General features: G+C 65.2%; 23 protein-coding genes. 13 read left to right on the top strand and 10 right to left on the bottom strand.

Annotated features, from left to right (window positions below):
• Positions 1-4 precede the first annotated feature (4 nt).
• From amn to AC25M7_RS18230, 3 genes are all read right to left on the bottom strand, one after another.
• Positions 5-1,468, bottom strand: a complete 1,464-nt coding sequence (gene amn, locus AC25M7_RS18240; RefSeq protein WP_028690411.1) for an AMP nucleosidase — start codon at positions 1,466-1,468, stop codon at positions 5-7.
• A gap of 77 nt (positions 1,469-1,545) precedes the next feature.
• Positions 1,546-3,198, bottom strand: a complete 1,653-nt coding sequence (locus tag AC25M7_RS18235) for an acyl-CoA dehydrogenase family protein (protein WP_486971339.1) — start codon at positions 3,196-3,198, stop codon at positions 1,546-1,548.
• A gap of 138 nt (positions 3,199-3,336) precedes the next feature.
• Entirely contained in the window at positions 3,337-5,328 is a 1,992-nt protein-coding gene (locus tag AC25M7_RS18230) for a sensor histidine kinase (RefSeq protein ID WP_486971338.1), read from the bottom strand.
• Between the two features lie 265 nt (positions 5,329-5,593).
• On the opposite strand from AC25M7_RS18230, the gene AC25M7_RS18225 reads away from it, so the two are divergent.
• From AC25M7_RS18225 to lnt, 8 genes are all read left to right on the top strand, one after another.
• Complete coding sequence (locus AC25M7_RS18225) at positions 5,594-6,391, top strand: hydroxymethylpyrimidine/phosphomethylpyrimidine kinase (RefSeq protein ID WP_028690408.1); 798 nt, start codon at positions 5,594-5,596, stop codon at positions 6,389-6,391.
• A gap of 14 nt (positions 6,392-6,405) precedes the next feature.
• Entirely contained in the window at positions 6,406-7,029 is a 624-nt protein-coding gene (thiE, locus tag AC25M7_RS18220; RefSeq protein WP_028690407.1) for a thiamine phosphate synthase, read from the top strand.
• 17 nt (positions 7,030-7,046) lie between these two features.
• Positions 7,047-8,330, top strand: a complete 1,284-nt coding sequence (gene hemL, locus AC25M7_RS18215; protein WP_028690406.1) for a glutamate-1-semialdehyde 2,1-aminomutase — start codon at positions 7,047-7,049, stop codon at positions 8,328-8,330.
• A 197-nt stretch (positions 8,331-8,527) separates the two neighbouring features.
• Positions 8,528-9,073, top strand: coding sequence for a tetratricopeptide repeat protein (locus AC25M7_RS18210; RefSeq protein ID WP_050707046.1), 546 nt, complete (start codon positions 8,528-8,530; stop codon positions 9,071-9,073).
• 179 nt (positions 9,074-9,252) lie between these two features.
• The gene (locus AC25M7_RS18205; RefSeq protein WP_028690404.1) at positions 9,253-10,251 is read left to right on the top strand and encodes a PhoH family protein; all 999 of its coding nucleotides are present in this window, start codon (positions 9,253-9,255) and stop codon (positions 10,249-10,251) included.
• Positions 10,244-10,717: an rRNA maturation RNase YbeY gene (gene ybeY, locus AC25M7_RS18200; RefSeq protein WP_069016282.1), complete on the top strand. Its 474-nt coding sequence runs from the start codon at positions 10,244-10,246 to the stop codon at positions 10,715-10,717. The genes AC25M7_RS18205 and ybeY overlap by 8 nt, the downstream gene beginning before the upstream one ends.
• A 26-nt stretch (positions 10,718-10,743) precedes the next feature.
• Complete coding sequence (locus AC25M7_RS18195) at positions 10,744-11,583, top strand: CorC family transporter (RefSeq protein WP_028690402.1); 840 nt, start codon at positions 10,744-10,746, stop codon at positions 11,581-11,583.
• A gap of 8 nt (positions 11,584-11,591) precedes the next feature.
• Positions 11,592-13,109 (top strand): apolipoprotein N-acyltransferase, encoded by a 1,518-nt coding sequence (lnt, locus tag AC25M7_RS18190; protein WP_486971337.1) that lies wholly within the window; start codon positions 11,592-11,594, stop codon positions 13,107-13,109.
• Positions 13,110-13,254: 145 nt separating this feature from the next.
• Here the strand turns inward: lnt and AC25M7_RS18185 are convergent, their stop codons facing one another.
• Together AC25M7_RS18185 and AC25M7_RS18180 are read right to left on the bottom strand one after the other, a co-directional pair.
• Complete coding sequence (locus AC25M7_RS18185; protein WP_236180008.1) at positions 13,255-14,016, bottom strand: YdcF family protein; 762 nt, start codon at positions 14,014-14,016, stop codon at positions 13,255-13,257.
• 126 nt (positions 14,017-14,142) lie between these two features.
• Positions 14,143-14,457 carry a hypothetical protein gene (locus tag AC25M7_RS18180; protein ID WP_028690399.1) on the bottom strand — a complete coding sequence of 105 codons (315 nt, stop codon included), beginning with the start codon at positions 14,455-14,457 and terminating at the stop codon, positions 14,143-14,145.
• A 240-nt stretch (positions 14,458-14,697) separates the two neighbouring features.
• Here AC25M7_RS18180 and leuS point away from each other — a divergent pair, with 240 nt between their 5' ends.
• The 5 genes from leuS (at position 14,698) to AC25M7_RS18155 (ending at position 20,689) form a co-directional block, all read left to right on the top strand.
• A complete protein-coding gene (leuS, locus tag AC25M7_RS18175) occupies positions 14,698-17,304 on the top strand; it encodes a leucine--tRNA ligase (RefSeq protein WP_028690398.1) in 2,607 nt (868 codons plus the stop codon).
• A 62-nt stretch (positions 17,305-17,366) separates the two neighbouring features.
• Positions 17,367-17,972, top strand: coding sequence for an LPS-assembly lipoprotein LptE (locus AC25M7_RS18170; protein ID WP_069016288.1), 606 nt, complete (start codon positions 17,367-17,369; stop codon positions 17,970-17,972).
• Between the two features lie 37 nt (positions 17,973-18,009).
• Positions 18,010-19,047, top strand: coding sequence for a DNA polymerase III subunit delta (gene holA, locus AC25M7_RS18165; protein ID WP_486971336.1), 1,038 nt, complete (start codon positions 18,010-18,012; stop codon positions 19,045-19,047).
• 102 nt (positions 19,048-19,149) lie between these two features.
• The gene (arfA, locus tag AC25M7_RS18160) at positions 19,150-19,314 is read left to right on the top strand and encodes an alternative ribosome rescue factor ArfA (RefSeq protein ID WP_028690395.1); all 165 of its coding nucleotides are present in this window, start codon (positions 19,150-19,152) and stop codon (positions 19,312-19,314) included.
• Positions 19,315-19,375: 61 nt separating this feature from the next.
• Positions 19,376-20,689 carry a lytic murein transglycosylase gene (locus AC25M7_RS18155; protein WP_028690394.1) on the top strand — a complete coding sequence of 438 codons (1,314 nt, stop codon included), beginning with the start codon at positions 19,376-19,378 and terminating at the stop codon, positions 20,687-20,689.
• A gap of 72 nt (positions 20,690-20,761) precedes the next feature.
• Here the strand turns inward: AC25M7_RS18155 and AC25M7_RS18150 are convergent, their stop codons facing one another.
• The 5 genes from AC25M7_RS18150 to AC25M7_RS18130 all read right to left on the bottom strand — a co-directional run bounded on the left by AC25M7_RS18150 (position 20,762) and on the right by AC25M7_RS18130 (position 24,978).
• Positions 20,762-21,700, bottom strand: coding sequence for a S66 peptidase family protein (locus AC25M7_RS18150; RefSeq protein ID WP_028690393.1), 939 nt, complete (start codon positions 21,698-21,700; stop codon positions 20,762-20,764).
• Positions 21,701-21,802: 102 nt separating this feature from the next.
• Entirely contained in the window at positions 21,803-22,819 is a 1,017-nt protein-coding gene (gene lipA, locus AC25M7_RS18145) for a lipoyl synthase (protein WP_028690392.1), read from the bottom strand.
• A 2-nt stretch (positions 22,820-22,821) separates the two neighbouring features.
• The gene (gene lipB, locus AC25M7_RS18140) at positions 22,822-23,469 is read right to left on the bottom strand and encodes a lipoyl(octanoyl) transferase LipB (protein ID WP_028690391.1); all 648 of its coding nucleotides are present in this window, start codon (positions 23,467-23,469) and stop codon (positions 22,822-22,824) included.
• Positions 23,469-23,744, bottom strand: coding sequence for a DUF493 domain-containing protein (locus AC25M7_RS18135; protein WP_011535839.1), 276 nt, complete (start codon positions 23,742-23,744; stop codon positions 23,469-23,471). Before AC25M7_RS18135 ends, lipB begins: the two co-directional genes overlap by 1 nt.
• 73 nt (positions 23,745-23,817) lie before the next feature.
• Positions 23,818-24,978: a D-alanyl-D-alanine carboxypeptidase family protein gene (locus tag AC25M7_RS18130; RefSeq protein ID WP_062361950.1), complete on the bottom strand. Its 1,161-nt coding sequence runs from the start codon at positions 24,976-24,978 to the stop codon at positions 23,818-23,820.
• Positions 24,979-25,155 lie beyond the last annotated feature (177 nt).

The raw sequence follows: 25,155 nt of genomic DNA, 5'->3' as shown, positions 1-25,155 counted from the left end.
ATCCTCAGCGGAACGGCGGCTCATCGAAGCTGCGCAGTTTACGCGAGTGCAGCGAGTTGAGCTCGGTACGCAGCAGATCAAGGGCGGCGATGCCGATCTTCAGGTGCTGGCTGACCGCGCGGTTGTAGAAGGCGTTGGCCGACCCCGGCAGCTTGATCTCGCTGTGCAGCGGCTTGTCGGAGACACACAGCAAGGTGCCGTACGGCACGCGCAGGCGGTAGCCCTGGGCCGCGATGGTGCCGCTTTCCATGTCCACCGCCACGGCGCGGGACAGGTTGATCAACGGACGTTCCTGGGCCCAGCGCAGTTCCCAGTTGCGGTCGTCATAGGTGAGCACGGTGCCGGTGCGCAGGCGCTTCTTGAGCTGCTCGCCACGCTCGCCGGTGACCTGCGCGGCCGCCTCCTGCAACGCCAGTTGCACCTCGGCCAGGGCCGGAATCGGGATGTTCGGCGGCACCACGCGGTCGAGGATGCCGTCGCGACGCATGTAGGCGTGGGCCAGCACGTAGTCGCCGATGGTCTGCGACTGGCGCAGGCCGCCGCAGTGGCCGATCATCAGCCAGCAGTGCGGGCGCAGCACCGCCAGGTGGTCGGTGATGTTCTTGGCGTTGGACGGGCCGACGCCGATGTTGACCAGGGTCACGCCATCGCCGTCGGCGGCGATCAGGTGGTAGGCCGGCATCTGGTAGCGGTGCCAGACCACGCTGGCGACCAGGGCCTGGGCCTCGCCGTTGTCCATGCCCTTCTCGATGACCACGTTGCCCGGCAGGACCATGCGCACGAAGCGTGGGTCCTCGCGCAACTGCTCAAGGCCATGGGCGATGAACTGGTCGACGTAGCGGTGGTAGTTGGTCAGCAGGATCCACGGCTGCATGTGCCGCCAGTCGCTGCCGGTGTAGTGCACCAGGCGGCGCAGGGAGAAGTCCACGCGGGCGGCGTCGAACAGCGCCAGCGGCAGGGTCTCGGCGCTTTCCCAGTCGTACAGGCCATCGGCGATGTTGTCGGTGGCCGCCGACAGGTCGGTGCTGGGGAACACCCGCGCCAGTTGCGCGGCGGTGATACCGCTGCCGGCCAGTTCGTCGCCCTGGTCGACCACGTAGGGGTAAGGGATGTTCTGCTCGCTGACGCCGACTTCCACGGTCACGGTGTAGTCGTGCATCAGCGGGCGCAGTTGCTCGAGCAGGTAGCCACGGAACGCCGCGGGCTGGGTGACGGTGACGCTGTAGGTGCCGTCCACCTGGACCTTGGCGTAGGCGCGGGTGGTGGCGGCGACTTCGCCCTGGCTGGAGTAGGTCAGGCGCAGTGCCGGGTAGCGGAACAACGCACGCTCCTCGTCGCCCGGCTCGGTGCGGTCCTTGAGGTAGCGCTTGAGGGCCTGGCTCAAGGCCCCGGTGGCCTGTTCATGCAGGGCCGCCAGACGGTCGACGGCCTGTTCGGGGGTATCAACGACTACAAACGCTTGGCTCACACTGGGCTTCCTGTCTTAGGGGATGCATGACAGCCATCTTGCCTGCGTTGCCGGGCAAATACACCCCCACGAGGGCGTTACCCGGCCCACGCCGGCGTGGCCCTGGCCACCAGCGCCTCGGCGTCCACGCCGCGTGGCAACGCGCCATACACCCGCCCGCCGCCGCCCAGGCGACTGCCGATGAACGCATCGCTCACCGTGGCATTGCCCGCCTCGAGCAGCAGCTTGGCCTGCAGCGCCACGGCGATGTCCTCGGTCAGTTGCCGGGCGCGGTACTGGATATCACCGGTATCGGCGAAGGCACCCTTGAGGTTGCCGATGAACGCCGCCAGCCGCGGATCGCCATGGCCGTCTCCCAACTCACAGAACAGCACCTCGAGCACGCCTGGCTCCTTCGACAAGGCCCGCAGCACGTCCAGGCACTGCACGTTGCCCGAACCCTCCCAGGTCGAGTTGACCGGCGCCTCGCGGTACAGCCGCGGCAGGATGCTGTCCTCGACATAGCCGGCGCCGCCCAGGCACTCGGCGGCCTCGTTGATCATCCCGGGGGCGCGCTTGCAGATCCAGTACTTGCCCACGGCCGTGACCAGGCGGGCAAAGTGCGCCTGCTGCGGGTCGTCGAGGCGGTCCAGGGCCTGGCCCATGCGCAGGCTCAGGGCCAGGGCGGCCTCGCTCTCCAGGGCCAGGTCAGCGAGCACGTTCTGCATCAGCGGCTGCTCGGCCAGCACGCGACCGCCGACCTTGCGGTGGGCGCAGTGGTGCGCGGCCTGGGTCAGGGCCTGGCGCATCAGGGCGCTGGAGCCGACCATGCAGTCGAAGCGGGTCATGGCCACCATCTCGATGATGGTCGGCACGCCACGCCCCTCCTCGCCGATCATCCAGGCCAGGGCACCGCGGAACTCCACCTCGCTGGAGGCGTTGGAACAGTTGCCCAGCTTGTTCTTCAGGCGCTGGATGTAGAACTGGTTGCGGTTGTCGTCGGGCCGGTGGCGCGGCAGCAGGAAGCAGCTCAGGCCCTTGTCGGTCTGGGCCAGGGTGAGGAAGGCGTCGCACATGGGCGCCGAACAGAACCACTTGTGCCCCACCAGCTCATAGGGCTGGCCCGGGCCGGGCGTGCCCACCGGGTAGGCGCGGGTGGTGTTGGCGCGAACATCGGTGCCGCCCTGTTTCTCGGTCATGGCCATGCCGATGGTGACACCGGCCTTGTGCCGGTCGCCGACGTTGCGCGGGTCGTATTCGCGGGCCAGGACCTTCGGCAGCCAGTAGCCGGCAAGCTCGGGTTGCAAGCGCAGGGCCGGCACGGCGGCGAAGGTCATGGTCAGCGGGCAGCCGGTACCGGCTTCGGCCTGGCTGTGCAGGTAGGTCATCGAGGCCCGCGCCACATGGGCGCCGTCCCTTGGCTCGGCCCAGGGTAGCGAGGGCAGGCCGTGCTCGACGGCGGTGCGCATCAGCTGATGATAGGCGGGATGAAACTCCACCAGGTCGATACGGTGGCCATAGCGGTCATGGCTGCTGAACTCGGGTTTGTGGGCATTGGCCAGGAAACCCGCAGCCATCAGCGGACCACCGGCCAGGGCGCCGTAGGCGTCGATCCGCGATTCGGCCCAGCCGGCGCCGAACCGGCGCGACCACTCCTGCAAGGGCTGATCGAGGCGATACAGGTTGGCGCCGTCCAGGGACGGCGGCTGGTTGGTGACTTCGTGGGTTTCAGCGAACTGGTGCAGGTTCATCGGCGGCCTCCTGGATCGGGTCATGCCTGGATAACCCAGTGAAGCACCGCAGGCCCTCGAGTCAAAGTGACAAAACGGACTACATGGGGGCGCTTCGCGCCCTCAAACCCTGCGCAGTCCCTGTAACCAACGGACTCGTCAGAAGCGCTCCAGCCCCGAAACGGCACGCGTCGGCGGTATCTGCACCTGCGCCACCGCGAGGGCCAGGGTCAGCTCGAAGCGGCTGCCCAGCCCCGGCGTCGACTCATGGGACAGCTGCGCACCGATCAACTCGCCCAGTTGCCGGCAGATCGACAGGCCGATGCCCAGCCCGCCGTAACTCCGGGTCATCGAGCCGTCCACCTGCGAAAAGCGCTGGTACAGCACCGCCTGGTCCAGGTCGTCGAAGCCGATGCCGCTGTCGCTGACCGTCAGGCTCAGGACCAAGCTGTCCGGCCCGGTGCGCCGGCCACGGGCCTGCACGGTGACACCGCCCTGATGGGTGAACTTCAGCCCGTTATCCACCAGGCAGGCGAGGCAGCGGGCGAGCTTCTGCGCATCGCCGACCAGGCTGTCGGGCAGGTCGGCGGGGATGTCCAGGCTCAGGTACAGGCCCTTGGCCAGCGCCTGGCTGGCATAGCCGGCGCGCAGTTCCTGGAGCAGGCGTCGCAGGCTGAACGCCATGCCCTGGTTGCGCAGGCGCCCGGCCTGCAGTTCGGTGAGGATCAGGATGTCGTCGACCATCGCCATCATGTCCTGGGCGGAACCTGTGGCGGTGCGATGGTACTGGGCCTGCTCGGCGCTCATGGGCAAGGTATGCAGCAGCTCCAGCGATCCAATCACGCCGTTCATCGGCGTGCGCAGTTCATGGGTCACGGTGGCCAGGAACTCGTCCTTGAGCCGGTTGCTACGCGCCAGTTGCAGGTTCAGTTGCTCCAGGGTGCGCCCGGTCTCGCGCAGGGTCTGTGCCTGCTGCTCGCGCAGGCTGTTGATGCGGTCGGCCAGGGCCAGCGACAGCAGCGCTACCTCCAGTGCCGAGCCGAGCTGGCTGGCGTACATGGTAATGAACACGTTGGGCAGGTAGCCCAACACCATCAGGGTGTTGACCAACCCGCCAACGAGGAAGGCGGTCCAGGCGATGATGAACCAGCGCGCCACGCGCAAACCGCGCCACCAGGCATAGAGCCCGGCGCTGAAGATACTGACGGTGAACAACAGCGCCAACACCGTGGCCATGCGCAGCGCCACACCGTAACGCAAGCTCACTGCCAGCACCATGACCAGCGCGCCGCCGGCCATCAACCTCTTGAGCAGGCGGTCGAAGCCCCGGCTGAGGCTGCCAAGTTGCAGGAAGTGGCGGGCGAACTGGCAGCCGAACAGCCCGGCGGCACCGATGAACAACGGAGTGGCGGCGTTGGCCCACCACGGGCTGTCGGGCCAGAAATAGGCGATGCCAGCGCCGTTGACCGACACCTGGTAGAGACCGAACGAAGCGATATAAAGGATGTAGTACAGGTAGCTGACATCACGCACGCTGAGGTAGATGAACAGGTTGTACACCAGCATCACCAGCAGCACGCCGTAAATCATGCCCAGCACGTAAAGGCGTGTGGGCTGGTCTTCCAGGTAGGCCTCGGCCGACCACAAAGTCAGCGGCGCCTGGATCGAGCCTTGGCTGTGCAGGCGCAGGTAGGCGGTGGTCGCCTGGCCGGGCTGCAGCGGCAATTCGAACAGGTAGTTGTTCTGGCGAATCTCCCGGCTGGCATAGGGCAGCGCGTCACCGGTGCGCCGGGCCAGGTGATAGGTGCCCTGAGCATCCGGCAGGTAGAGTTCCAGGTGATCCAGCGGCGGATAGGCGAGTTCCAGAAGCCACTGGCGTGGCGCAGCCGAAGGGGCGGCGGCATAGGCAAGATCGACCCGCAGCCAGAACACCGACGTGGAGTAGCCCGCATTGAGCACGTCGTCCTGATGCGCCTGGAAGCGCCCGGCGAACGCCGCGGAACTGACCTGGGCGATGCTGGCGCTGCCATCGTGGTCTTCATAGACCTGCATGTACCGACCCAGCGGCAGGCGTCCGGTGGCGTCGTCGAATTCGACCGCTCCGGCCAGCACGGGCAAGCAGCCCAGAAGCACAATCAGCAAATAGCGCATACAGCCCCAGCATGGCCTGTCCGGTCGCGTCGCGGTTGCCTCCCATCCCTTTGAGACGACGTGATCCAGCAGAACCCATTTATCGAGTTATCCGAGCACTCTAGCATAGCCTCCAGCACTGGCAATGAGCCACCCAGAATTTGAATGCAGAGGCTCTAGAATGCATATTTCAGAATATACAGCCAGGCCAAACTGACCACTTGATCAGCAATTCTCTCGCCGCGAGCGAACCGCAGAAAAAGGTTTGGTGATAAGCTCGCCGACCATGAATACCTACAGCTCCCGCCCCGTTGTCCTCTGTCTCTCCGGCCACGACCCCAGTGGTGGCGCCGGGCTGCAGGCAGATATCGAAGCCCTGATCGCCCAGGGCTGTCACGCCGCGCCCGCCGTGACCGCCCTGACCGTGCAGGATACCGTCAACGTTTCCGACTTCCGCGTGCTCGACCGCGAGTGGGTCCTGGCCCAGGCCAACGCCGTGCTGGCCGATTCCACGGTGGCCGCGGTGAAGCTGGGCATGCTCGGCTCTATCGAGATGGTCGACACCGTCGCCGAACTGCTCGGCGCCCATCCGCACCTGCCACTGGTCTGCGACCCGGTGCTGCGCGCCGGCGGCGGCGGTCGCCTGGGCAAGGACGAGGTCGGCTACGCGCTGCGCGAACGCCTGCTGCCGCTGGCCACCATTGCCACGCCGAACCTGCCGGAGGCGCGTATCCTGGCGGAACTGCCTGAAGGCACCGCGGACGAATGCGCCGAAAAGCTGCTGCCGTTCTGTAGACACCTGCTGATCACCGGCGGTCACGGCGACGAAGTGGAAATTCACAACCGCTTGTATAGCCGCGACGACCAGCAGCACACCTGGACTTGCCAGCGCCTGCCTGGCAGCTACCACGGCTCGGGCTGCACCCTGGCCAGCGCCCTGGCCGGCCGCCTGGCCCTGGGCGAAAATTTGACCAGCGCCGTGCGCAGCGCCCTGGACTACACCTGGCGAACCCTGCGCGACGCCGAACAACTGGGCAAGGGCCAGTACGTGCCGCGCCGCCTGCCCCTGGATTTCTGTTCCTGACTCGAGGCTACCCGATGACGCTCCGCGGTCTGTATGCCATCACCGACAGCCAGCTGCTCGCCGGCCGTTTTCTGAGCCATGTCGAGGCAGCACTCGAAGGCGGTGTCTGCCTGCTGCAGTACCGCGACAAGAGCGAAGACGCCGGACGTCGCCTGCGCGAAGCTGAAGCGCTGACCAAGCTTTGCGAACGCTACGGCACCCAGTTGATCATCAACGACGACGCCGAACTGGCCGCGCGCCTGGGCGTCGGCGTGCACCTGGGCCAGACCGACGGCCCGCTCACCCCGGCACGCGCCCTGCTCGGCCGCCAGGCGATCATCGGCTCGACCTGCCACGCCAGCCTCGACCTCGCGCAGCAGGCCGCCAGCGAAGGCGCCAGCTATGTCGCCTTCGGTCGCTTCTTCAATTCCGTCACCAAACCGGGCGCGCCCGCCGCCAGCGTCGAACTGCTGGAACAAGCCCGCGCCCAGGTCAAGCTGCCGATCGCCGTCATCGGCGGCATCACCCTCGACAACGCCGCCCCGCTGGTCGCCCATGGCGCCGACCTGCTGGCGGTGATCCACGGCCTGTTCGGTGCCGACAGCGCGCAGGAAGTCACCCGCCGCGCCCGCGCCTTCAACGCCCTGTTCGTTTCCTGATTTCGAGAGAAGACTCCATGTCCCGTTCCGAAGCCCTGTTCGCCCAAGCCCAGAAACACATCCCCGGCGGCGTCAACTCGCCGGTGCGCGCCTTCAAGAGCGTCGGCGGCACCCCGTTGTTCTTCAAGCACGCCGAAGGCGCCTACGTCATCGACGAGGACGACAAGCGTTATGTCGACTATGTCGGTTCCTGGGGCCCGATGATTCTCGGCCACGGCCACCCCGACGTGCTGGATGCCGTGCGCAGACAACTCGAGCACGGCCTGTCCTACGGCGCGCCGACCGCCATGGAAACCGAGATGGCCGACCTGGTCTGCTCGATCGTGCCGTCGATGGAGATGGTGCGCATGGTCAGCTCCGGCACCGAGGCGACCATGAGCGCCATCCGCCTGGCCCGTGGCTACACCGGCCGCGACGCCATCATCAAGTTCGAGGGCTGCTACCACGGTCACTCCGACAGCCTGCTGGTCAAGGCCGGTTCCGGCCTGCTGACCCAAGGCGTGCCAAGCTCGGCCGGGGTGCCGGCGGACTTCGCCAAGCACACCCTGACCCTGCCGTTCAACGACATCGCCGCCGTCGAGAAGACCCTGGCCGACGTCGGCCAGAGCGTCGCCTGCATCATCGTCGAGCCCGTGGCCGGCAACATGAACTGCGTCCCCCCGGCGCCGGGCTTCCTCGAAGGCCTGCGTACGCTGTGCGACCAGCATGGCGTGGTACTGATCTTCGATGAAGTGATGACCGGCTTCCGTGTGTCGCTGGGTGGCGCCCAGGGCCACTACGGCATCACCCCGGACCTGTCGACCTTCGGCAAGATCGTCGGCGGCGGCATGCCGGTCGGCTGCTTCGGCGGCAAGCGTGAAATCATGGGTTGCATCGCCCCGCTGGGTCCGGTCTACCAGGCCGGCACCCTGTCGGGCAACCCGCTGGCGATGGCCGCGGGCCTGACCACCCTGAAGCTGATCAGCCGCCCGGGCTTCCATGACGAGCTGAGCGCCTTCACCAGCCGCATGCTCGATGGCCTGCAACAACGCGCCGATGCCGCCGGCATCCCATTCGTCACCACCCAGGCGGGCGCCATGTTCGGCCTGTACTTCAGCGGTGCCGACGACATCGTCACCTTCGACGACGTGATGGCCAGCGATGCCGAGCGTTTCAAGCGTTTCTTCCACCTGATGCTCGACGGCGGCGTGTACCTGGCGCCAAGCGCCTTCGAGGCGGGCTTCACCTCCATCGCCCATGGCGACAAGGAACTGCAGATCACCCTGGACGCCGCCGAAAAGGCCTTCGCTGCCCTGAAGTAAATAGCTGCCCCCCCTTTGTGGGAGCTGCCTTGCCGCTCCCGCAAAGGTCAGTACCATCAATAAATCCCCATGCGCAATCAGTTGGCTCCCTCAACCCAGTAGAAATCTGAGTAAAACTTTGTAAGGTAGGCGCTGCTTATCCCATAATGTGCCACCAGAGACATTGGCCGTAGCTTTGCAGAGGTAAGTCGATCCCCATGAACCGCACCGGCCGCGCCCTGACCCTGGGCTGCCTGTTGCTTCTTCAGCCTCTGCTGGCCTTGGCGGAGGGCGGAAACTCGTTGCTGATTCCAACGACGGGCCGCTGCACGCTCGATACCGCACCCGAAGACCTGCAGAACGCCCTGAAGGCCTGCGAGCAGACGGCGGAATCCGGGGATGCCGAAGCGCAGTACGAGCTGGGCGAGTTCTACTACAGCGGCACGCCGCGCCATCTCGACAAGGCGCTCAAGTGGTTCGAAAAGGCCTCGCTGCAGGGCCAGGGCCAGGCCCAGTACCGCCTGGGCTCGATGTTCTTCCATGGCGAAGGGGTCAAGGCCAATAACGTGCAGGCCTACATCCTGCTCAAGATCGCCGCGGTCAACGGCGCCGAAGACGCCCTGGACATGGCCGACGAAGTTACCGAGCAGATGCCCCGCGACGAGCTCGAGCACGCCACCCAGGTGCTCGGCCAGATCTTCCGCAAATACCTGCTGGAACTGCAGAACGCCGAAGGTCGCACGCCTTTCTCGCCCCTGCCCTGAGCCGCCCCGGCCCCTGCACGGCCCACCGGCATCACCGTTTCGTCAACTTGCCCTGCCATGATCGGCACGCGGATCGGAAGCGTCGCACCGACCCTTGATCGTTTCAGTGCTTTCGCCACTGCCACTCAAGGGTTATTCTTGAGTTCACATTCATTGCCGTCGAGCGGCTAAAAACGACCTTGAACGCACCCATACAACCCCATCGTTTCATCCTCGAACCCTTCGAGGCCCATCGTTTCGCCAACCTGTGCGGCCAGTTCGACGAGCACCTGCGCCTGATCGAACAACGCCTGGCCATCGAGATCCGCAACCGCGGCAATCAATTCGAACTGATTGGCGAACCCAAGACCACCTTCGCCGCCGAACAGTTGCTGCGCCGCCTCTATCGCGAGGCCAAGGCCACCGACCTGTCGCCGGAAACGGTCCATCTCTATCTCCAGGAGTCGACGGTCGAGACCCTCGAGAACCCGGCGGTCAACGAAGTCAGCGTTTCGCTGCGCACGCGCAAGGGCAACATCCGTCCGCGCGGCGTCAACCAGCAGCGCTACGTCAAAGAGATCCTGGCCAACGACATCAACTTCGGCATTGGCCCGGCCGGTACCGGCAAGACCTACCTGGCCGTGGCCTGCGCGGTCGATGCGCTGGAGCGCGAACAGGTGCGCCGCATCCTGCTGGTGCGCCCGGCGGTCGAGGCCGGCGAAAAGCTCGGCTTCCTGCCCGGCGATCTCGCCCAGAAGATCGACCCGTACCTGCGCCCTCTCTACGACGCGCTCTACGAAATGCTCGGCTTCGAGCACGTGGCCAAGCTCATCGAGCGCCAGGTGATCGAGATCGCGCCATTGGCCTACATGCGCGGCCGTACCCTGAACAACAGCTTCATCATCCTCGACGAGAGCCAGAACACTACCCTCGAGCAGATGAAGATGTTCCTCACCCGCATCGGCTTCGGCTCGACCGCGGTGATCACCGGCGACATCACCCAGGTCGACCTGCCCCGCGGCACCAAGTCGGGTCTGGCCCATGTGATCGAGGTGCTCAAGGACGTCCCGGGTATCAGCTTCACCCATTTCCAGCCCAAGGACGTGGTACGCCACCCGTTGGTGCAGCGTATCGTCGAAGCCTACGACCGCTTCGACGCCCGTCAGGCCAAGCCCGAGGCACCCGGCAAAGATGCTTGAACTCGACCTGCAACGGGCCACGGACGCCGCTACCCCCGATGACGCCGCCTTGCGCCGCTGGTGCGAACTTGCACTGCGCCAGCGCAGCGCCGACTCGGAAATGACCATTCGCCTGGTCGACGAAGCCGAAGGCCGCGAGCTGAACCACACCTATCGGCACAAGGACTACGCAACCAACGTGCTGTCCTTCCCCGCCGACGTGCCCGACGAGCTGCTCGACATCCCGCTGCTGGGCGACCTGGTGATCTGCGTGCCGGTGGTCGAGCGCGAGGCCGCCGAACAGGGCAAGGCCCTGGAGGCGCACTGGGCGCACCTGGTCATCCACGGCTGCCTGCACCTGCTCGGCTACGACCACATCGAAGAGGATGAAGCCGAGGAAATGGAAGCGCTGGAACGGCAATTGCTGGCGGAACTGGGTCATCCGGACCCTTACGCCGACGACGAAACCGAAACAATCACACACTGATACTGCAAGGATCACGAGTAACCGCCATGAGCGAAGACCGATCGAGCAACGGGCAGAAGTCCTGGCTGGGTAAACTGACCCAGGCTTTTGCCCATGAGCCGAAAAACCGCCAGGAGCTCCTCGAGCTGCTGCGCGAAGCCCATCAGAACAAGCTGCTCGACAGCGAAGCGCTGACCATCGTCGAAGGCGCCATTCAGGTCGCCGACCTGCAGGTGCGCGACATCATGGTGCCGCGCTCGCAGATGATCAGCATCAAGGCCAGCCAGTCGCCGCGCGAGTTCCTGCCGGCGGTGATCGACGCCGCGCACTCGCGCTACCCGGTGATCGGCGAGAGCCACGACGATGTGCTCGGCATCCTGCTCGCCAAGGACCTGCTGCCGCTGATCCTCAAGGAGAACGGCGACAGCTTCAACATCAAGGACCTGCTGCGCCCGGCCACCTTCGTGCCCGAGTCCAAGCGTCTGAACGTGCTGCTGCGCGAGTTCCGCGCCAACCACAACCACATGGCCATCGTCATCGACGAGTACGGCGGCGTGGCGGGCCTGGTGACCATCGAGGACGTGCTCGAGCAGATCGTCGGTGATATCGAGGACGAGCACGATGTCGAGGAAGACAGCTACATCAAGCCGCTGCCCAGCGGCGACTTCCTGGTCAAGGCGCTGACGCCGATCGAGAACTTCAACGGGTTCTTCGACAGCGAATTCTCCGATGACGAGTTCGACACCGTCGGCGGTTTGGTGATGAGCGCTTTCGGCCATCTGCCCAAGCGCAATGAAACCACCGAGATCGGCGGCTACCGCTTCCGTATTCTCAACGCAGACAGCCGGCGGGTACACCTGCTGCGCCTGACCCCGATCAACCGTTAAGGACGAAAATGCGCTGGATCACCCGCCCCGGCTGGCCCGGTAACCTGCTGGCCATGGCGGCCGGCGCTTCCACCCTGCTGGCCCTGGCACCGTTCGACGTCTGGCCGCTGGCCATCCTCTCCATCGCCCTGTTCTACGCCGGCCTGCGCGAACTGACGCCTCGCCAGGCCTTGGGTCGTGGCTGGTGCTTCGGCTTCGGCCTCTACGGCGCCGGCACCTGGTGGATCTACGTCAGCATGAACACCTACGGGGGCGCCTCGCCACTGCTGGCGATCGCCCTGCTGCTGGCGTTCTTCGCCTGCCTGGCGTTCTTCTTCGCCTTGCCCGCCTGGCTCTGGGCGCGCTGGCTGCGCCGCGACGAGGCGCCACTGGCCGATGCCCTGTGCTTCGCCGCCCTGTGGTTGCTGCAGGAGGCCTTCCGTGGCTGGTTCCTCACCGGCTTTCCCTGGCTGTACGCTGGCTACAGCCAGCTCGACGGTCCACTCGCCGGCCTCGCCCCGTTGGGCGGCGTCTGGCTGGTGTCCTTCGTCCTGGCCTTGAGCGCCGCCTTGCTGTGCAACCTGTACCGCCTGCGTGAACGCCGTTCGTTCCTGGCGGTCGGCGCGGTGTTGCTGGTGGCGCCGTGGATCCTCGGCCTGGCCCTCAAGGACCATGCCTGGACCGAGCCGGTGGGCGATCCGCTGAAGGTCGCCGCCCTGCAGGGCAATGTCGAGCAAGACTTGAAATGGGACCCGGCACACATCAATGCGCAACTGGCGCTGTACCGCGACATGAGCTTCAGCTCGAAACCCGTCGACCTGCTGGTCTGGCCGGAAACCGCCGTGCCGGTGCTCAAGGACCAGGCCCAGGGCTATATCGACATGATGGGCACCTTTGCCGCCGAACGGCACTCGGCGCTGATCACTGGGGTACCGGTGCGGCAGATGGTTCACCACCAACGCCGCTACTACAACGGCATCACCGTGACCGGCGAAGGCGACGGCACCTACCTCAAGCAGAAACTTGTGCCGTTCGGCGAGTACGTACCGCTGCAGGACATGCTGCGCGGCCTGATCGAGTTCTTCAATTTGCCGATGTCGGACTTCGCCCGCGGCCCCGAGGACCAGCCCCTGCTGCAGGCCAAGGGTTACCAGGTCGCCCCGTACATCTGCTACGAAGTGGTCTATCCCGAGTTCGCCGCCAGCCTTGCCGCACGCAGCGACCTGTTGCTGACCATCAGCAACGACACCTGGTTCGGTACCTCGATCGGCCCGCTGCAGCACCTACAGATGGCCCAGATGCGTGCCTTGGAGGCCGGTCGCTGGATGATCCGCGCCACCAACAACGGCGTGACGGCACTGATCGACCCGTTCGGCAGGATCACCGCGCAGATCCCGCAGTTCCAGCGGGGCGTGCTGTACGGCGAAGTGGTGCCGATGCAACAGCTGACGCCCTACCTGCAATGGCGCTCGTGGCCGCTGGCGATCGTCTGCGTGCTATTGCTGGGTTGGGCGCTGCTGGCCGGGCGGATTGCCAAGACAGTCTGATCGACGCCCCCCTGTAGGAGCGGCCTTGTGTCGCGAAAGGGCTGCGAAGCAGCCCCAGCGGTCTTTGCGTCGACAATGAGATCCTGGGGCCGCCTTGCGGCCCTTTCGCGACACAAGGCCGCTCAGAGGGTGTGTACGCTGGACATCAGTAGAACAACCGATACCCCAGCAACCCCACCGCCTCGTTCAGCAACTGCCCGCTCTGCCACATGGCCCGGCTTTCCGGCAGCAACCCGGCGAACGGTCGCGCATGATCGCGCCCGAGGAAGCCCACCGGCGCCGACACCACCTCGAACCCGGCCCGCTCGAAGCTCCAGCGCGAACGCTGCATGTGCCAGGCCTGGGTCACCACCACCACGCGCCTGATGCCCAGTGGCTGCAACACCTTGGCGCTGAACTCGGCGTTTTCCCAGGTGGTGCGGCTAGCCTCCTCCTTCCAGGTGACCTTCACAGCAAAGTCGGCCAGCAGCCGGTCAGCCATCAGCTGGGCTTCACTGGGCGGCGTGCCATAGTGCAAGCCACCGCTGGTCAGCACCGGCAACCCCGAGGCCTTGGCCAGCTGGGCGGCATAGCGCATGCGCTCCAGCGCGATGTAGGTCGGCTGGTCGGTGCCTTCCCACGCTGGATCACCGCGCTCGCGCCCGGCCCCCAGGATCACGATGGCATCGGCCCTGGTCGCCAGACTCGACCATTCATCGGCCCTCAACGCTGGCTCTGTTTCAAGGGCCCGGGCAACCTGCTCGACAGTCAACGGCAGGCTCATCAACCACAAGCCCCCCAAGCCCAGGGCAAAACAGACCACCGCCAGACGCGGACGGCGACGGCGCCACCACCAGGCAGCCAGCAACAGCAGGAACAGGATGCCGGGCGGCATCAGCCATTGTTTGATGAAAAAGCGCAGCGGCATCACACACCTCCATGGAAGGCGTGCAGCCTAAGAGGATCGGCACCGGGCCTCAAGGGCAACCGGCGCCGATCGATGCATGCATTGCGTAAAACCGGCGCGTCGATCCGCGCCTGCAACCCTGAACGGCTATCGGAACGGCAACGTCCTGGAGCTGGCTGGAGCGCCGGAGCGCTTGCGGTCCTTGAGCCAGACGATCCTGGCCGAGGAAGGCTCCGGTTGCGGGTAGGCACCGGCACTGGCAAAACGGCTCTCCGGAAGGGTTTCCAGATAGGCCTTGATGACCTCGAACTCGGCATGACTCAGGCCACGCAACTCCAGTTCGGCAGGCATCTCGTCGCGCAATCGCACCGAGGTCCTGGCCACTTCCAGTGCCAGGCCAAGGCGGTCGATCAGGCGTTCATATAGCTCCGGCTTGTTTGCGGTTAGTTGCGACTCTCCCATCCGTTCACCTCATTGAAGGTAAGAATATCTCCCCCCACAGATGAGCTTAGCGTCACTCGCAAAAGCGACCGGGCGCCGCGACCAACGGCCCGGGCGACGGGCAATGCAATCAGGGTTTCCCACGACGCGCGGCGCTCATGTATGCTACGGCGTTCACTCTCATAAGATACCGGAGTGCCGGACGCAGCGAGGTCGAGCTGCCTGGAACATGTCTCTTATTCCTCTCAATACAAAGTAGCCATGCACGAACAATACACGCCCCGTGATGTAGAAGCCGCCGCCCAGAATGCCTGGGACGAGCAACAATCGTTCGCTGTCACCGAACAGCCAGGCAAAGACACGTACTACTGCCTATCGATGTTCCCGTACCCGAGCGGCAAGCTACACATGGGCCACGTGCGCAACTACACCATCGGTGACGTGATCGCCCGCTACCAGCGCATGCTGGGCAAGAACGTCCTGCAACCGATGGGCTGGGACGCTTTCGGCATGCCGGCGGAAAACGCCGCGATGAAGAACAACGTCGCCCCGGCCAAGTGGACCTACGAGAACATCGACTACATGAAGACCCAGCTCAAGAGCCTGGGTCTGGCCATCGACTGGTCGCGTGAAGTCACCACCTGCAAGCCGGACTACTACCGCTGGGAGCAGTGGCTGTTCACCCGCCTGTTCGAGAAGGGCATCATCTACCGCAAGAACGGCACCGTGAACTGGGACCCGGCGGACCAGACCGTACTGGCCAACGAGCAGGTCATCGACGGCCGTGGTTGGCGTTCGGGCGCGCTGATCGAGAAGCGCGAAATCCCGATGTACTACTTCCGCATCACCGACTACGCCGACGAGTTGCTGGAAAGCCTCGATGAGCTGCCGGGCTGGCCCGAGCAGGTCAAGACCATGCAGCGCAACTGGATCGGCAAGTCCCGCGGCATGGAGGTGCAGTTCCCGTACGACCAGGCCAGCATCGGTCACCCGGGCACCCTGAAGGTCTTCACCACCCGCCCGGACACCCTGATGGGCGCGACCTACGTGGCCGTCGCCGCCGAACACCCGCTGGCCACCCAGGCCGCCCAGGGCAACCCGGCGCTGCAGGCGTTCATCGACGAGTGCAAGAGCGGCAGCGTCGCCGAGGCCGACATGGCCACGCAGGAGAAGAAAGGCATGGCCACTTCCCTGTTCGTCGAGCACCCGCTGACCGGCGAAAAACTGCCGGTGTGGGTCGCCAACTACGTATTGATGCACTACGGCGACGGCGCGGTCATGGCCGTGCCGGCCCATGACGAGCGCGACTTCGAGTTCGCCCACAAGTACAACCTGCCGGTCAAGGCAGTGGTGCGCACCAGCGTCGGCGACGAAGTCGGCAGCGAGTGGCTGGCCGCCTACGGCGAGCATGGCCAGCTGATCAACTCCGGCGAGTTCGACGGCCTGGACTTCCAGGGCGCCTTCGACGCCATCGAGGCCGCGCTGATCCGCAAGGACCTGGGCAAGTCGCGCACCCAGTTCCGCCTGCGCGACTGGGGCATCAGCCGCCAGCGCTACTGGGGCTGCCCGATCCCGATCATCCACTGCCCGTCCTGCGGCGACGTACCTGTGCCGGAAGACCAGCTGCCCGTCACCCTGCCGGAAAACGTTGTCCCAGACGGCGCCGGCTCGCCGCTGGCGCGTATGCCCGAATTCTATGAGTGCACCTGCCCGAAATGCGGCACCGCGGCCAAGCGCGAAACCGACACCATGGACACCTTCGTGGAGTCGTCCTGGTACTTCGCCCGCTACGCCTCGCCGAACTACGACAAGGGCCTGGTCGACCCCAAAGCCGCCAACCACTGGCTGCCGGTGGACCAGTATATCGGCGGTATCGAACACGCAATCCTGCACCTGCTGTACGCGCGCTTCTTCCACAAGCTGATGCGCGACGAAGGCCTGGTGACCTCCAACGAGCCGTTCAAGAACCTGCTGACCCAGGGCATGGTCGTCGCCGAAACCTACTACCGTGTCGCCAGCAACGGTGGCAAGGACTGGTTCAACCCGGCCGACGTCGAGGTCGAGCGTGACGCCAAGGCCAAGATCATCGGCGCGCGCCTGAAGACCGACGGCCTGCCGGTGGAAATCGGCGGCACCGAGAAGATGTCGAAGTCGAAGAACAACGGCGTCGACCCGCAATCGATGATCGAGCAGTACGGCGCCGATACCTGCCGCCTGTTCATGATGTTCGCCTCGCCGCCCGACATGAGCCTGGAGTGGTCCGACTCCGGCGTCGAGGGTGCCAGCCGCTTCCTGCGCCGCGTCTGGCGCCTGGCCCAGGCCCATGTGGCCCAGGGCCTGCCGGGCCCGCTGGACATCGCCGCCCTGAGCGACGAGCAGAAGGTCATCCGCCGCGCCATCCACGCCGCCATCAAGCAAGCCAGCACCGACGTGGGCCAGTACCACAAGTTCAATACCGCCATCGCCCAGGTGATGACCGTGATGAACGTGCTGGAAAAGGCCCCACAGGCCACCGCCCAGGACCGCGCGCTGCTGCACGAAGGCCTCGAGGCCGTCACCCTGCTGCTGGCACCGATCACCCCGCACATCTCCCACGAGCTGTGGAAGGCGCTGGGCCATGATCAGGCGGCGATCGACGCGGCCTGGCCGACCGTCGACGAAAGCGCCCTGGTGCAGGACACCGTGACCCTGGTGGTGCAGGTCAACGGCAAGCTGCGTGGCCAGGTCGAAATGCCGGCCGCCGCCAGTCGCGAGGACATCGAAGCCGCCGCCCGCAGCAACGAGAACGTCCTGCGCTTCACCGACGGCCTGACCATCCGCAAGGTCATCGTCGTACCGGGCAAACTGGTCAACATCGTCGCCAACTGATGGCAACGCCCGCCTGCACATCCTGCAGGCGGGCGTAATCGGTCCACGAGGGAGCAACACACATGATCAAACGCAATCTGCTGGTAATGGGCCTGGCTGTCCTGCTCAGCGCCTGCGGTTTCCAGCTGCGCGGCACCGGCACCAACGAGCTGAGCATCAAGGAACTGGATCTCAGCGCCCGCAACCAGTACGGCCCGACAGTCCTGCAACTGCGCCGCTCCCTGGAAAGCAGCGGGGTCAAGGTCTACTCCGGCGCGCCGTACAAGCTGGTGCTGACCAACGAGCAGGAAACCCAGCGCGCCGCCACCTACAGCGGTGGCAACCGTTCGGCCGAGTACGAACTGACCACCGTGCTGAACTATGCAATCGAAGGCCAGAACGACAGCCTGTTGCTGGAAGACAAACTGCAAGTACAGAAGTACTACGTCTACAACGGCAACAACGTCAACGGCTCCGGCCAGGAAGCAAACCAGGTTCGCGAGGAAATGCGCCGCGATCTGGTACAAAACATGATGGCCCGCCTGCAGCAGCTGACACCAGCACGCCTGGACGACCTTCAGCGCAAGGCTGACGAACGTGCCAAGGCCGAGGCCCGCGCCCTCCAGGAAGCCCAACGCATCCAGGACGAGACGCCCCAGCAATCGCCGCTGGAAGTCCCGGCTCCCTGAGCCTGAACGGGGCACCTGAGGTGCCCCGCCTCTCCTCATGAAGCTCGCTCCCGCCCAACTCAACAAGCACCTGCAAGGCCAGCTGGCGCCCGTCTACATCGTCAGCGGCGACGATCCGCTGCTGTGCCAGGAAGCCGCCGACGCCATCCGCAGCGCCGCGCGCCAGCAGGGTTACGACGAACGCCAGGTGTTCAGCGCCGACGCCAATTTCGACTGGGGCAACCTGCTGCTGGCCGGCGCCAGCCTGTCGCTCTTTGCCCAGCGCCGATTGCTGGAACTGCGCCTGCCCTCGGGCAAGCCCGGCGACAAGGGCGCCGCCGCGCTAATGGAATACTGCGCCAATCCGGCCGAAGACACACTGCTGCTGATCAGCCTGCCCAAGCTCGACGGCAGCGCGCAGAAGACCAAGTGGGGCAAGGCGCTGATCGAAGGCGCGCACTGCCAGTTCATACAGATCTGGCCGGTGGACGCCCAGCAGTTGCCGCAGTGGATCAACCAGCGCCTGTCACAGGCCGGCCTGTCAGCCCAGCGTGATGCTGTCGACCTGATTGCCGCTCGGGTCGAGGGCAACCTGCTGGCGGCCGCCCAGGAGATCGAAAAGCTCAAGCTGCTGGCCGAAGGCAACCAGATCACCGTGGAGACCGTCCAGGCCGCCGTCGCCGACAGTGCCCGTTTTGATGTCTTCGGTCTGGTTGACGCCATTCTCAACGGCGAGGCGGCCCATGCCTTGCGCATGCTCGAAGGGTTGCGCGGCGAAGGCGTGGAGCCGCCGGTGATTCTCTGGGCCCTGGCCCGCGAGCTGCGCCTGCTGGCGGGGCTTGCACAGCAGTTCAGCCAGGGCGTACCGCTGGACAAGGCATTCAGCCAGGCCCGCCCGCCGGTGTGGGACAAACGTCGTCCGTTGGTGAGCAAGGCCTTGCAGCGCCTCTCCGCGCAGCACTGGGCCATGCTGCTGCAGGATGCCCAGCGTATCGATGCGCAGATCAAGGGACAGGCCGAGGGCTCGCCGTGGACCAGCCTGGCTCGCTTGTCCCTGCTCATGGCCGGACAGCGCTTGGCACTGCCTGCCGAATAAAGCGCATCGCGGGCAGCCCGCCGCCATAAACACAATCAATTGGCTCACGTAGCGCGACAGGCCTAAAGTGCGCCCGCCACCCACCCAGACCGGGAACCCGCCATGAGCAAGAAGCCGAAAAAGCACGGCCCCAACAAGGCCAAGTCCATCGTCGCCCAACCGCTGTTCCGCTGCCGCCAGGAACGGCCGGAAAAAGGCAAAGGCAGCTACCGCCGCGAAGCCTTCCAATCGAGAGATTGGGAGGCTTCCTGCTTTATGGCGGCATGAAAGGCATGAAATGCGCAGGCATGGTATGGTCGGCACCTGACCTGCAATTCTGGATCCGTGCATGCCCTCTCGTCTCACTCTCCGCTGGCAACCCCGCCAGCTGATCGCGGCCACAAGCTTCATCCTGCTCGTCGCCTGCGCCGAGAAACCCACCGCCGCCGACGCCCTGCCGCTGGCGCCCGCCCAGCCCGCTCCCGTCGTCACCCTGCCCGGCACCGCGCCCGAGGCAAGCAGTGAAATCCAGCCCCTGCAGACCTTCGCCCAATGGCAGGCCGGCTTCCGCCAGCAAGCCCTGCAGGCCGGTATCAGTGCCAACCTGTTCGACCGCGCCTTCCTCGGCGTCACCCCGGACATGGACGTGATCAAGGCCGACCGCAGCCAGCCCGAGTTCACCCGCCCGGTCTGGGAATACCTGGACGGCGCCCTGTCGCCACTGCGCGTGCGCAACGGCAAGAAACTGCTCGAGCAAAATGCCGAGCTGCTGGCCCGCATCGAGCAGCGCTACGGTGTCGATCGCCAGGTCCTGGTCTCGGTATGGGGCATGGAAAGCAACTTCGGCCAGTTCCAGGGCAGCAAGTCGGTGATCCGCTCACTGGCCACCCTGGCCTATGAGGGCCGCCGCCCACAGTTCGCCCAGGACCAGCTGATCGCCGCCCTGCAGATCCTGCAGAACGGCGACATCCAGCCCGACGCGATGCGCGGCTCCTGGGCCGGCGCCATGGGTCAGACCCAGTTCATCCCGACCACCTATCTTACCCACGCGGTGGACTTCGACGGTGACGGCCGCCGCGACATCTGGAACAGCACCGCCGACGCCCTGGCATCCACCGCGCACTACCTGCAGGCGTCCGGCTGGAAGCGTGGCCAGCCTTGGGGCTTCGAAGTGCAGGTGCCCGCCGGCTTCGACTACTGGCTGGCCGATGGCAGCCAGCGCAAGAGTGTCAGCGAATGGCTGCAGCTGGGCGTGAAACTGCCTGCCGGTACCACGCTGCCCGCCGGCAGCAGCCAGCTGTCCGCCGCCCTGCTGCTGCCTGCGGGCGCCCGTGGGCCGGCGTTCCTGGTGCTGGACAACTTCCGCGCCATCCTCAAGTACAACAATTCGTCGTCCTACGCGCTGGCGGTCAGCCTGCTGGGAGATCGCTTCTACGGGTGGGGGTTCATTGCCGGCAGCTGGCCGAAAGAAGACCTGCCATTGAGCCGCAGCGAACGAATCGAGCTGCAGACCTTGCTCAATGCCAAGGGGCATGAAGCAGGCAATCCGGATGGGATCATCGGCGCCAATACCCGCAAGGCGATCCGCACTGCCCAGCAGGCGCAGGGTTGGCCAGCGGATGGGTATCCGACGCACAAGCTGCTCGATAGCCTGCGTCGCTAGAGGAACGCGGGGGCGCTCTGCGCCCCATTCGCGGTACAGACCGAATTGGGCTGCCAAGCAGCCCAAGCGATCTCAACCCCTGAACAGATCCTGCAACAGCACCAGACTCTGCTCTTCGGCATCCAGCCGCACTTTTGCACCCAACGGCAAGCACACATTCGGATCACAGTGCCCACTGCGCCACCCGGCCAGCACCGGCACCCCGAGCGGACCGAAGATATCCAACAGCAGCGGCGTCAACGCCGCCACCGTGATCCCGGCAAAGTCCCCCACCAGCACTCCTCGCACCCCTTCCAGCTTGCCGGCCAGGCGCAGCTGGGTCAGTAGCCGGTCGACACGATAGAGCGGCTCGTTGACGTCCTCGATAAACAGGATGCTGTCCTGGGTATCGACTTGCGCCAGCGTCCCCAGCGTGGCACCGAGCAGCGACAGGTTGCCACCCACCAGACGCCCGCTGGCAGCCCCGGGCACCACGCTGGTGAGCGGGAACTCGACAGGATGGCCAATAGCATCGCCCGCCCCCAGACGCCCCCGCAATTGCCCGAACAGTGAGCTGACGGTCGGCTCAAGCTTGCCCCCCAGCAGGTCGGCATTGAGCATGGCGCCATGGAAGGCCAGCATCCCGGCATGTCGGTTGAGCGCCGAATGCAGGGCGGTGATGTCGCTGTAACCTACCAACGGCTTGGGATGGCGACGGATCAGTTCGAAGTCGATGCGGTCCAGCAGGCGCATGCTGCCGTAACCGCCGCGCATGCACAGGATGGCGTCGATATCCGGGGCACTGAACGCATCGTGCAGGTCGCGCAGGCGCTGCTCGTCGCCGCCGGCAAGGTAACCGTCCGCCTGCAGCACTCCAGGGTAGATGCGGCATTGCTGACCACGCTCTTCGAACCATTGACGGGCCTTGTCGGTATCCAGCCGCGCCGGCCCAGCCGGTGCGACGATGGCGAAGCAGGCGTTGTCAGGCAAGGCCTTGGGCAACAGGTATTCAGCAGTTTCCAGGCAGTTCATCGCGCCACTCCTTGCAGCTTGTCGCTTGAAACAGATCGCTCAAAAACAAAAATGCCGATGCCGCCTTCCGGCGCGCATCGGCATGTCCCGCTCAAGCCCGGTTCAGAGCTTGATCTTGGCTTCGTGGGCCTGCTGATCGGCGTGGTACGACGAGCGCACCAGCGGGCCGGAGGCGACGTTCTTGAAGCCCATCTTGTAACCTTCCTCGGCGAACCAGGCGAAGGTGTCCGGGTGCACGAAGCGCTGTACCGGCAGGTGGTTGCGCGACGGCTGCAGGTACTGGCCGAGGGTCAGCATGTCGATGTCGTGCTCGCGCATCCGGTGCATGACCTCGATCACCTCGTCGTCGGTCTCGCCCAGGCCCAGCATCAGGCCGGACTTGGTCGGCACGTGCGGGACCATCTGCTTGAACTTCTGCAGCAGGTCCAGCGACCAGTCGTAGTCCGAGCCAGGACGCGCGGCCTTGTACAGGCGCGGCACGGTCTCGAGGTTGTGGTTGAACACGTCCGGCGGGGTCTGCGCGGTGATTTCCAGCGCCACGTCCATGCGCCCACGGTAGTCCGGTACCAGGGTTTCCAGCTGGACGCCCGGCGACAGCGCACGGATTTCGCGGATGCAGTCGGCGAAGTGCTGGGCACCGCCGTCACGCAGGTCGTCGCGGTCCACCGAGGTGATCACCACGTACTTCAGACGCAAGTCGGCGATGGCGATGGCCAGGTTCTTCGGCTCGTCCAGGTCCAGGGGCTTCGGACGGCCGTGGCCAACGTCGCAGAACGGGCAGCGGCGGGTGCAGATGTCGCCCATGATCATGAAGGTCGCGGTGCCGCCGGAGAAGCACTCGCCCAGGTTCGGGCAGGAGGCCTCTTCGCACACGCTGTGCAGCTTGTGCTTGCGCAGCAGTTGCTTGATGCGGTCGACCTCCGGCGAAACCGGGATGCGTACGCGAATCCAGTCGGGCTTTTTCGGCAGCTCTTCGGTGGGGATGATTTTCACCGGGATGCGCGCCACCTTCTCGGCGCCGCGCAGTTTCACGCCGGCCTCGACTTTTTTGGGCGCAGGGCGCGGAGTCACGTCTTGCGTGGGGATCAGGTTCGGCACGGCTTCTTGCACAGTTGTCATAATCAGTCGATTCCGCCCGTGAGGGTCGTCTGCTCAGCATAGTCGAGGTGCCTGACCAGCTGTCCGCGCAGCCTTGTCCTGACCTCGTCGAGTTCGATCGGGCCTGCCAGGTCACGCAGCTGGGTCATGGCCAGCCCCGCATACCCACAGGGGTTGATTCGGCGGAATGGCGCAAGGTCCATGTCCACGTTCAGGGCAAGGCCGTGGAAGGAACGACCGTTGCGAATTCGAAGGCCAAGGGACGCGATCTTCGCGCCATCGACGTAGACGCCCGGGGCATCGGGCTTGGCCGCGGCCTGCACACCGTAGCTGGCGAGCAGGTCGATGAGCGTCTGCTCGATGCGGCTGACCAGCTCGCGCACGCCGATGCTCAGGCGCCGCACATCCAACAGCAGGTAGGCCACCAGTTGGCCGGGGCCGTGGTAGGTGACCTGGCCGCCGCGGTCAGTCTGCACCACCGGGATTTCCCCCGGGATCAGCAGGTGCTCGGCCTTGCCGGCCTGGCCCTGGGTGAATACCGGCGGGTGCTCGACCAGCCAGACTTCGTCCTGGCTGTCCGGGCCGCGTTGCTCGGTAAAGCGGCGCATGGCCTCCAGCACCGGTTCATAGGGCTGCAGGCCAAGATCGCGAATACCGAGCACACCGGACATCACAGCACCATTTTCACGATGCCGGTGGCACGCAGGGCACTGTTGATGTCGTGCAGCTGGTTCTCGCTCTCGGCAACGATATGCAGTTGTACCGTGGTGTACTTGCCTTCCTTGCTCTGGCGCTCGGCCAGGGTCGACAGGTCGACCTTGGCGTGCTTGCTGAGGATCTCGATCACGGTGTCGCGGAAACCGACAACGGTGTCGCCGATCACCTTGATCGGGTAGTCCTCGCAGGGGAATTCGATCTTGTGCGACTTGACGTCTTCTTCGCTCATGGCGGAAACGGCCTCGTAAGCCGTGGCAGCAACATCGCCCCCGCCTGGTTCACGGGGGCGTGCAGGTCACGTATCAGTTGAACAAACCGTAGAAGAACAGGCGGATGCTATCCCACATACGGCCGAAGAAACCAGCTTCCTCCACGCCGTCGAGGGCGATGAGGTCAGCGCTGTGAACCACTTTCTCGTCCAGTTTGACTTCCACTTTGCCGATCACGTCACCTTTGGCGATTGGAGCGGTCAGTTGCGGATTCATGGTCATCGAAGCCTGGAGGCGTTTCAATTGGCCTTTAGGCATGGTCATGGTCAGGTCGTTGGCCAGGCCGGCTTTCACCTGATTGGTCGCGCCTTTCCATACCTGGGCCTGGGTCAGCTCGGTACCTTTCTGGTAGAAGGTCTGGGTTTCGAAGAAGCGGAAACCGTAGGTCAGCAGCTTCTGGGTCTCGGCGGCGCGGGACTGCTCGCTGTTGGTGCCGAACACCACGGCGATCAGGCGCTGGCCGTCACGCACGGCCGAGGCGACCATGCAGTAGCCGGCTTCGTCGGTGTGGCCAGTCTTCAGGCCATCGACGGTCTTGTCGCGCCACAGCAGCAGGTTGCGGTTAGGCTGCTTGATGTTGTTCCAGAAGAACTCTTTCTGCGAGTAGATGGCGTAGTGCGCCGGATCTTCGTTGATGATCGCGCGCGCCAGCAGGGCCATGTCGTGGGCCGAGGAGTAGTGCTCCGGGTTCGGCAGGCCGGTCGGGTTCATGAAGTGGCTGTTGGCCATGCCCAGGTCGGCGGCGGTCTTGTTCATCATGTCGGCGAAGGCGTCTTCGCTGCCGGCGATGTGCTCGGACAGGGCGACCGAGGCATCGTTGCCAGACTGGATGATGATGCCGTGCAGCAGGTCGCTGACGGTCACCTGGCTGCCGACCTTGATGAACATGCGCGAACCGCCGGTACGCCAGGCGTTCTCGCTGACGGTCACCGGGTCGTTCTCGCCGATCTGACCGCGACGGATGTCGAGGGTGGCGATGTAGGCGGTCATCAGCTTGGTCAGGCTGGCCGGCGGCAGGCGTTCGTCACCGTTGTTCTCGACCAGCACGTTGCCGCTGGACGCGTCCATCAGTACATAGGACTTGGCGGCCAGTTGCGGTGGTGCCGGCATCATCTGCTCCGCTGCGAACGCAGCGGGCATGATCATCAGCAGAACGGGCAGGCAAAGTCGTTTGGCAAGGTTGGTGATGTTCATCCGTCTCTCGTAAATCGCTAATGGTCTGATGTTCCGTGGGCAAGTTCGTTTGCCCAGCGCCCCGTCAGTCTAGTTTTATGGCCGATGGCCTGGCCCGACAGTGCGACGTAATGCCGCTGCGGGCAAAAGCGGGCATTGTACATGTCATTGCCCGGCAATTCATGAACAAACCGACAG

The sequence above is a fragment of the Pseudomonas sp. P106(2024) genome (assembly GCF_057480815.1).
The sequence above is the reverse complement of the archived record's forward strand: the minus strand, read 5'-3'. Positions and strand labels throughout refer to the sequence as shown.

Excerpts from the sequence above, each read along its gene's own strand:
- AC25M7_RS18235 (WP_486971339.1), bottom strand. The coding sequence starts at position 3,198 with ATGAACCTGCACCAGTTCGCTGAAACCCACGAAGTCACCAACCAGCCG.
- AC25M7_RS18230 (WP_486971338.1), bottom strand. The coding sequence starts at position 5,328 with ATGCGCTATTTGCTGATTGTGCTTCTGGGCTGCTTGCCCGTGCTGGCC.
- AC25M7_RS18225 (WP_028690408.1), top strand. The coding sequence starts at position 5,594 with ATGAATACCTACAGCTCCCGCCCCGTTGTCCTCTGTCTCTCCGGCCAC.
- thiE (WP_028690407.1), top strand. The coding sequence starts at position 6,406 with ATGACGCTCCGCGGTCTGTATGCCATCACCGACAGCCAGCTGCTCGCC.
- hemL (WP_028690406.1), top strand. The coding sequence starts at position 7,047 with ATGTCCCGTTCCGAAGCCCTGTTCGCCCAAGCCCAGAAACACATCCCC.
- AC25M7_RS18210 (WP_050707046.1), top strand. The coding sequence starts at position 8,528 with ATGAACCGCACCGGCCGCGCCCTGACCCTGGGCTGCCTGTTGCTTCTT.
- ybeY (WP_069016282.1), top strand. The coding sequence starts at position 10,244 with ATGCTTGAACTCGACCTGCAACGGGCCACGGACGCCGCTACCCCCGAT.
- AC25M7_RS18195 (WP_028690402.1), top strand. The coding sequence starts at position 10,744 with ATGAGCGAAGACCGATCGAGCAACGGGCAGAAGTCCTGGCTGGGTAAA.
- lnt (WP_486971337.1), top strand. The coding sequence starts at position 11,592 with ATGCGCTGGATCACCCGCCCCGGCTGGCCCGGTAACCTGCTGGCCATG.
- AC25M7_RS18185 (WP_236180008.1), bottom strand. The coding sequence starts at position 14,016 with ATGCCGCTGCGCTTTTTCATCAAACAATGGCTGATGCCGCCCGGCATC.
- AC25M7_RS18180 (WP_028690399.1), bottom strand. The coding sequence starts at position 14,457 with ATGGGAGAGTCGCAACTAACCGCAAACAAGCCGGAGCTATATGAACGC.
- leuS (WP_028690398.1), top strand. The coding sequence starts at position 14,698 with ATGCACGAACAATACACGCCCCGTGATGTAGAAGCCGCCGCCCAGAAT.
- AC25M7_RS18170 (WP_069016288.1), top strand. The coding sequence starts at position 17,367 with ATGATCAAACGCAATCTGCTGGTAATGGGCCTGGCTGTCCTGCTCAGC.
- holA (WP_486971336.1), top strand. The coding sequence starts at position 18,010 with ATGAAGCTCGCTCCCGCCCAACTCAACAAGCACCTGCAAGGCCAGCTG.
- arfA (WP_028690395.1), top strand. The coding sequence starts at position 19,150 with ATGAGCAAGAAGCCGAAAAAGCACGGCCCCAACAAGGCCAAGTCCATC.
- AC25M7_RS18155 (WP_028690394.1), top strand. The coding sequence starts at position 19,376 with ATGCCCTCTCGTCTCACTCTCCGCTGGCAACCCCGCCAGCTGATCGCG.
- AC25M7_RS18150 (WP_028690393.1), bottom strand. The coding sequence starts at position 21,700 with ATGAACTGCCTGGAAACTGCTGAATACCTGTTGCCCAAGGCCTTGCCT.
- lipA (WP_028690392.1), bottom strand. The coding sequence starts at position 22,819 with ATGACAACTGTGCAAGAAGCCGTGCCGAACCTGATCCCCACGCAAGAC.
- lipB (WP_028690391.1), bottom strand. The coding sequence starts at position 23,469 with ATGTCCGGTGTGCTCGGTATTCGCGATCTTGGCCTGCAGCCCTATGAA.
- AC25M7_RS18135 (WP_011535839.1), bottom strand. The coding sequence starts at position 23,744 with ATGAGCGAAGAAGACGTCAAGTCGCACAAGATCGAATTCCCCTGCGAG.
- AC25M7_RS18130 (WP_062361950.1), bottom strand. The coding sequence starts at position 24,978 with ATGAACATCACCAACCTTGCCAAACGACTTTGCCTGCCCGTTCTGCTG.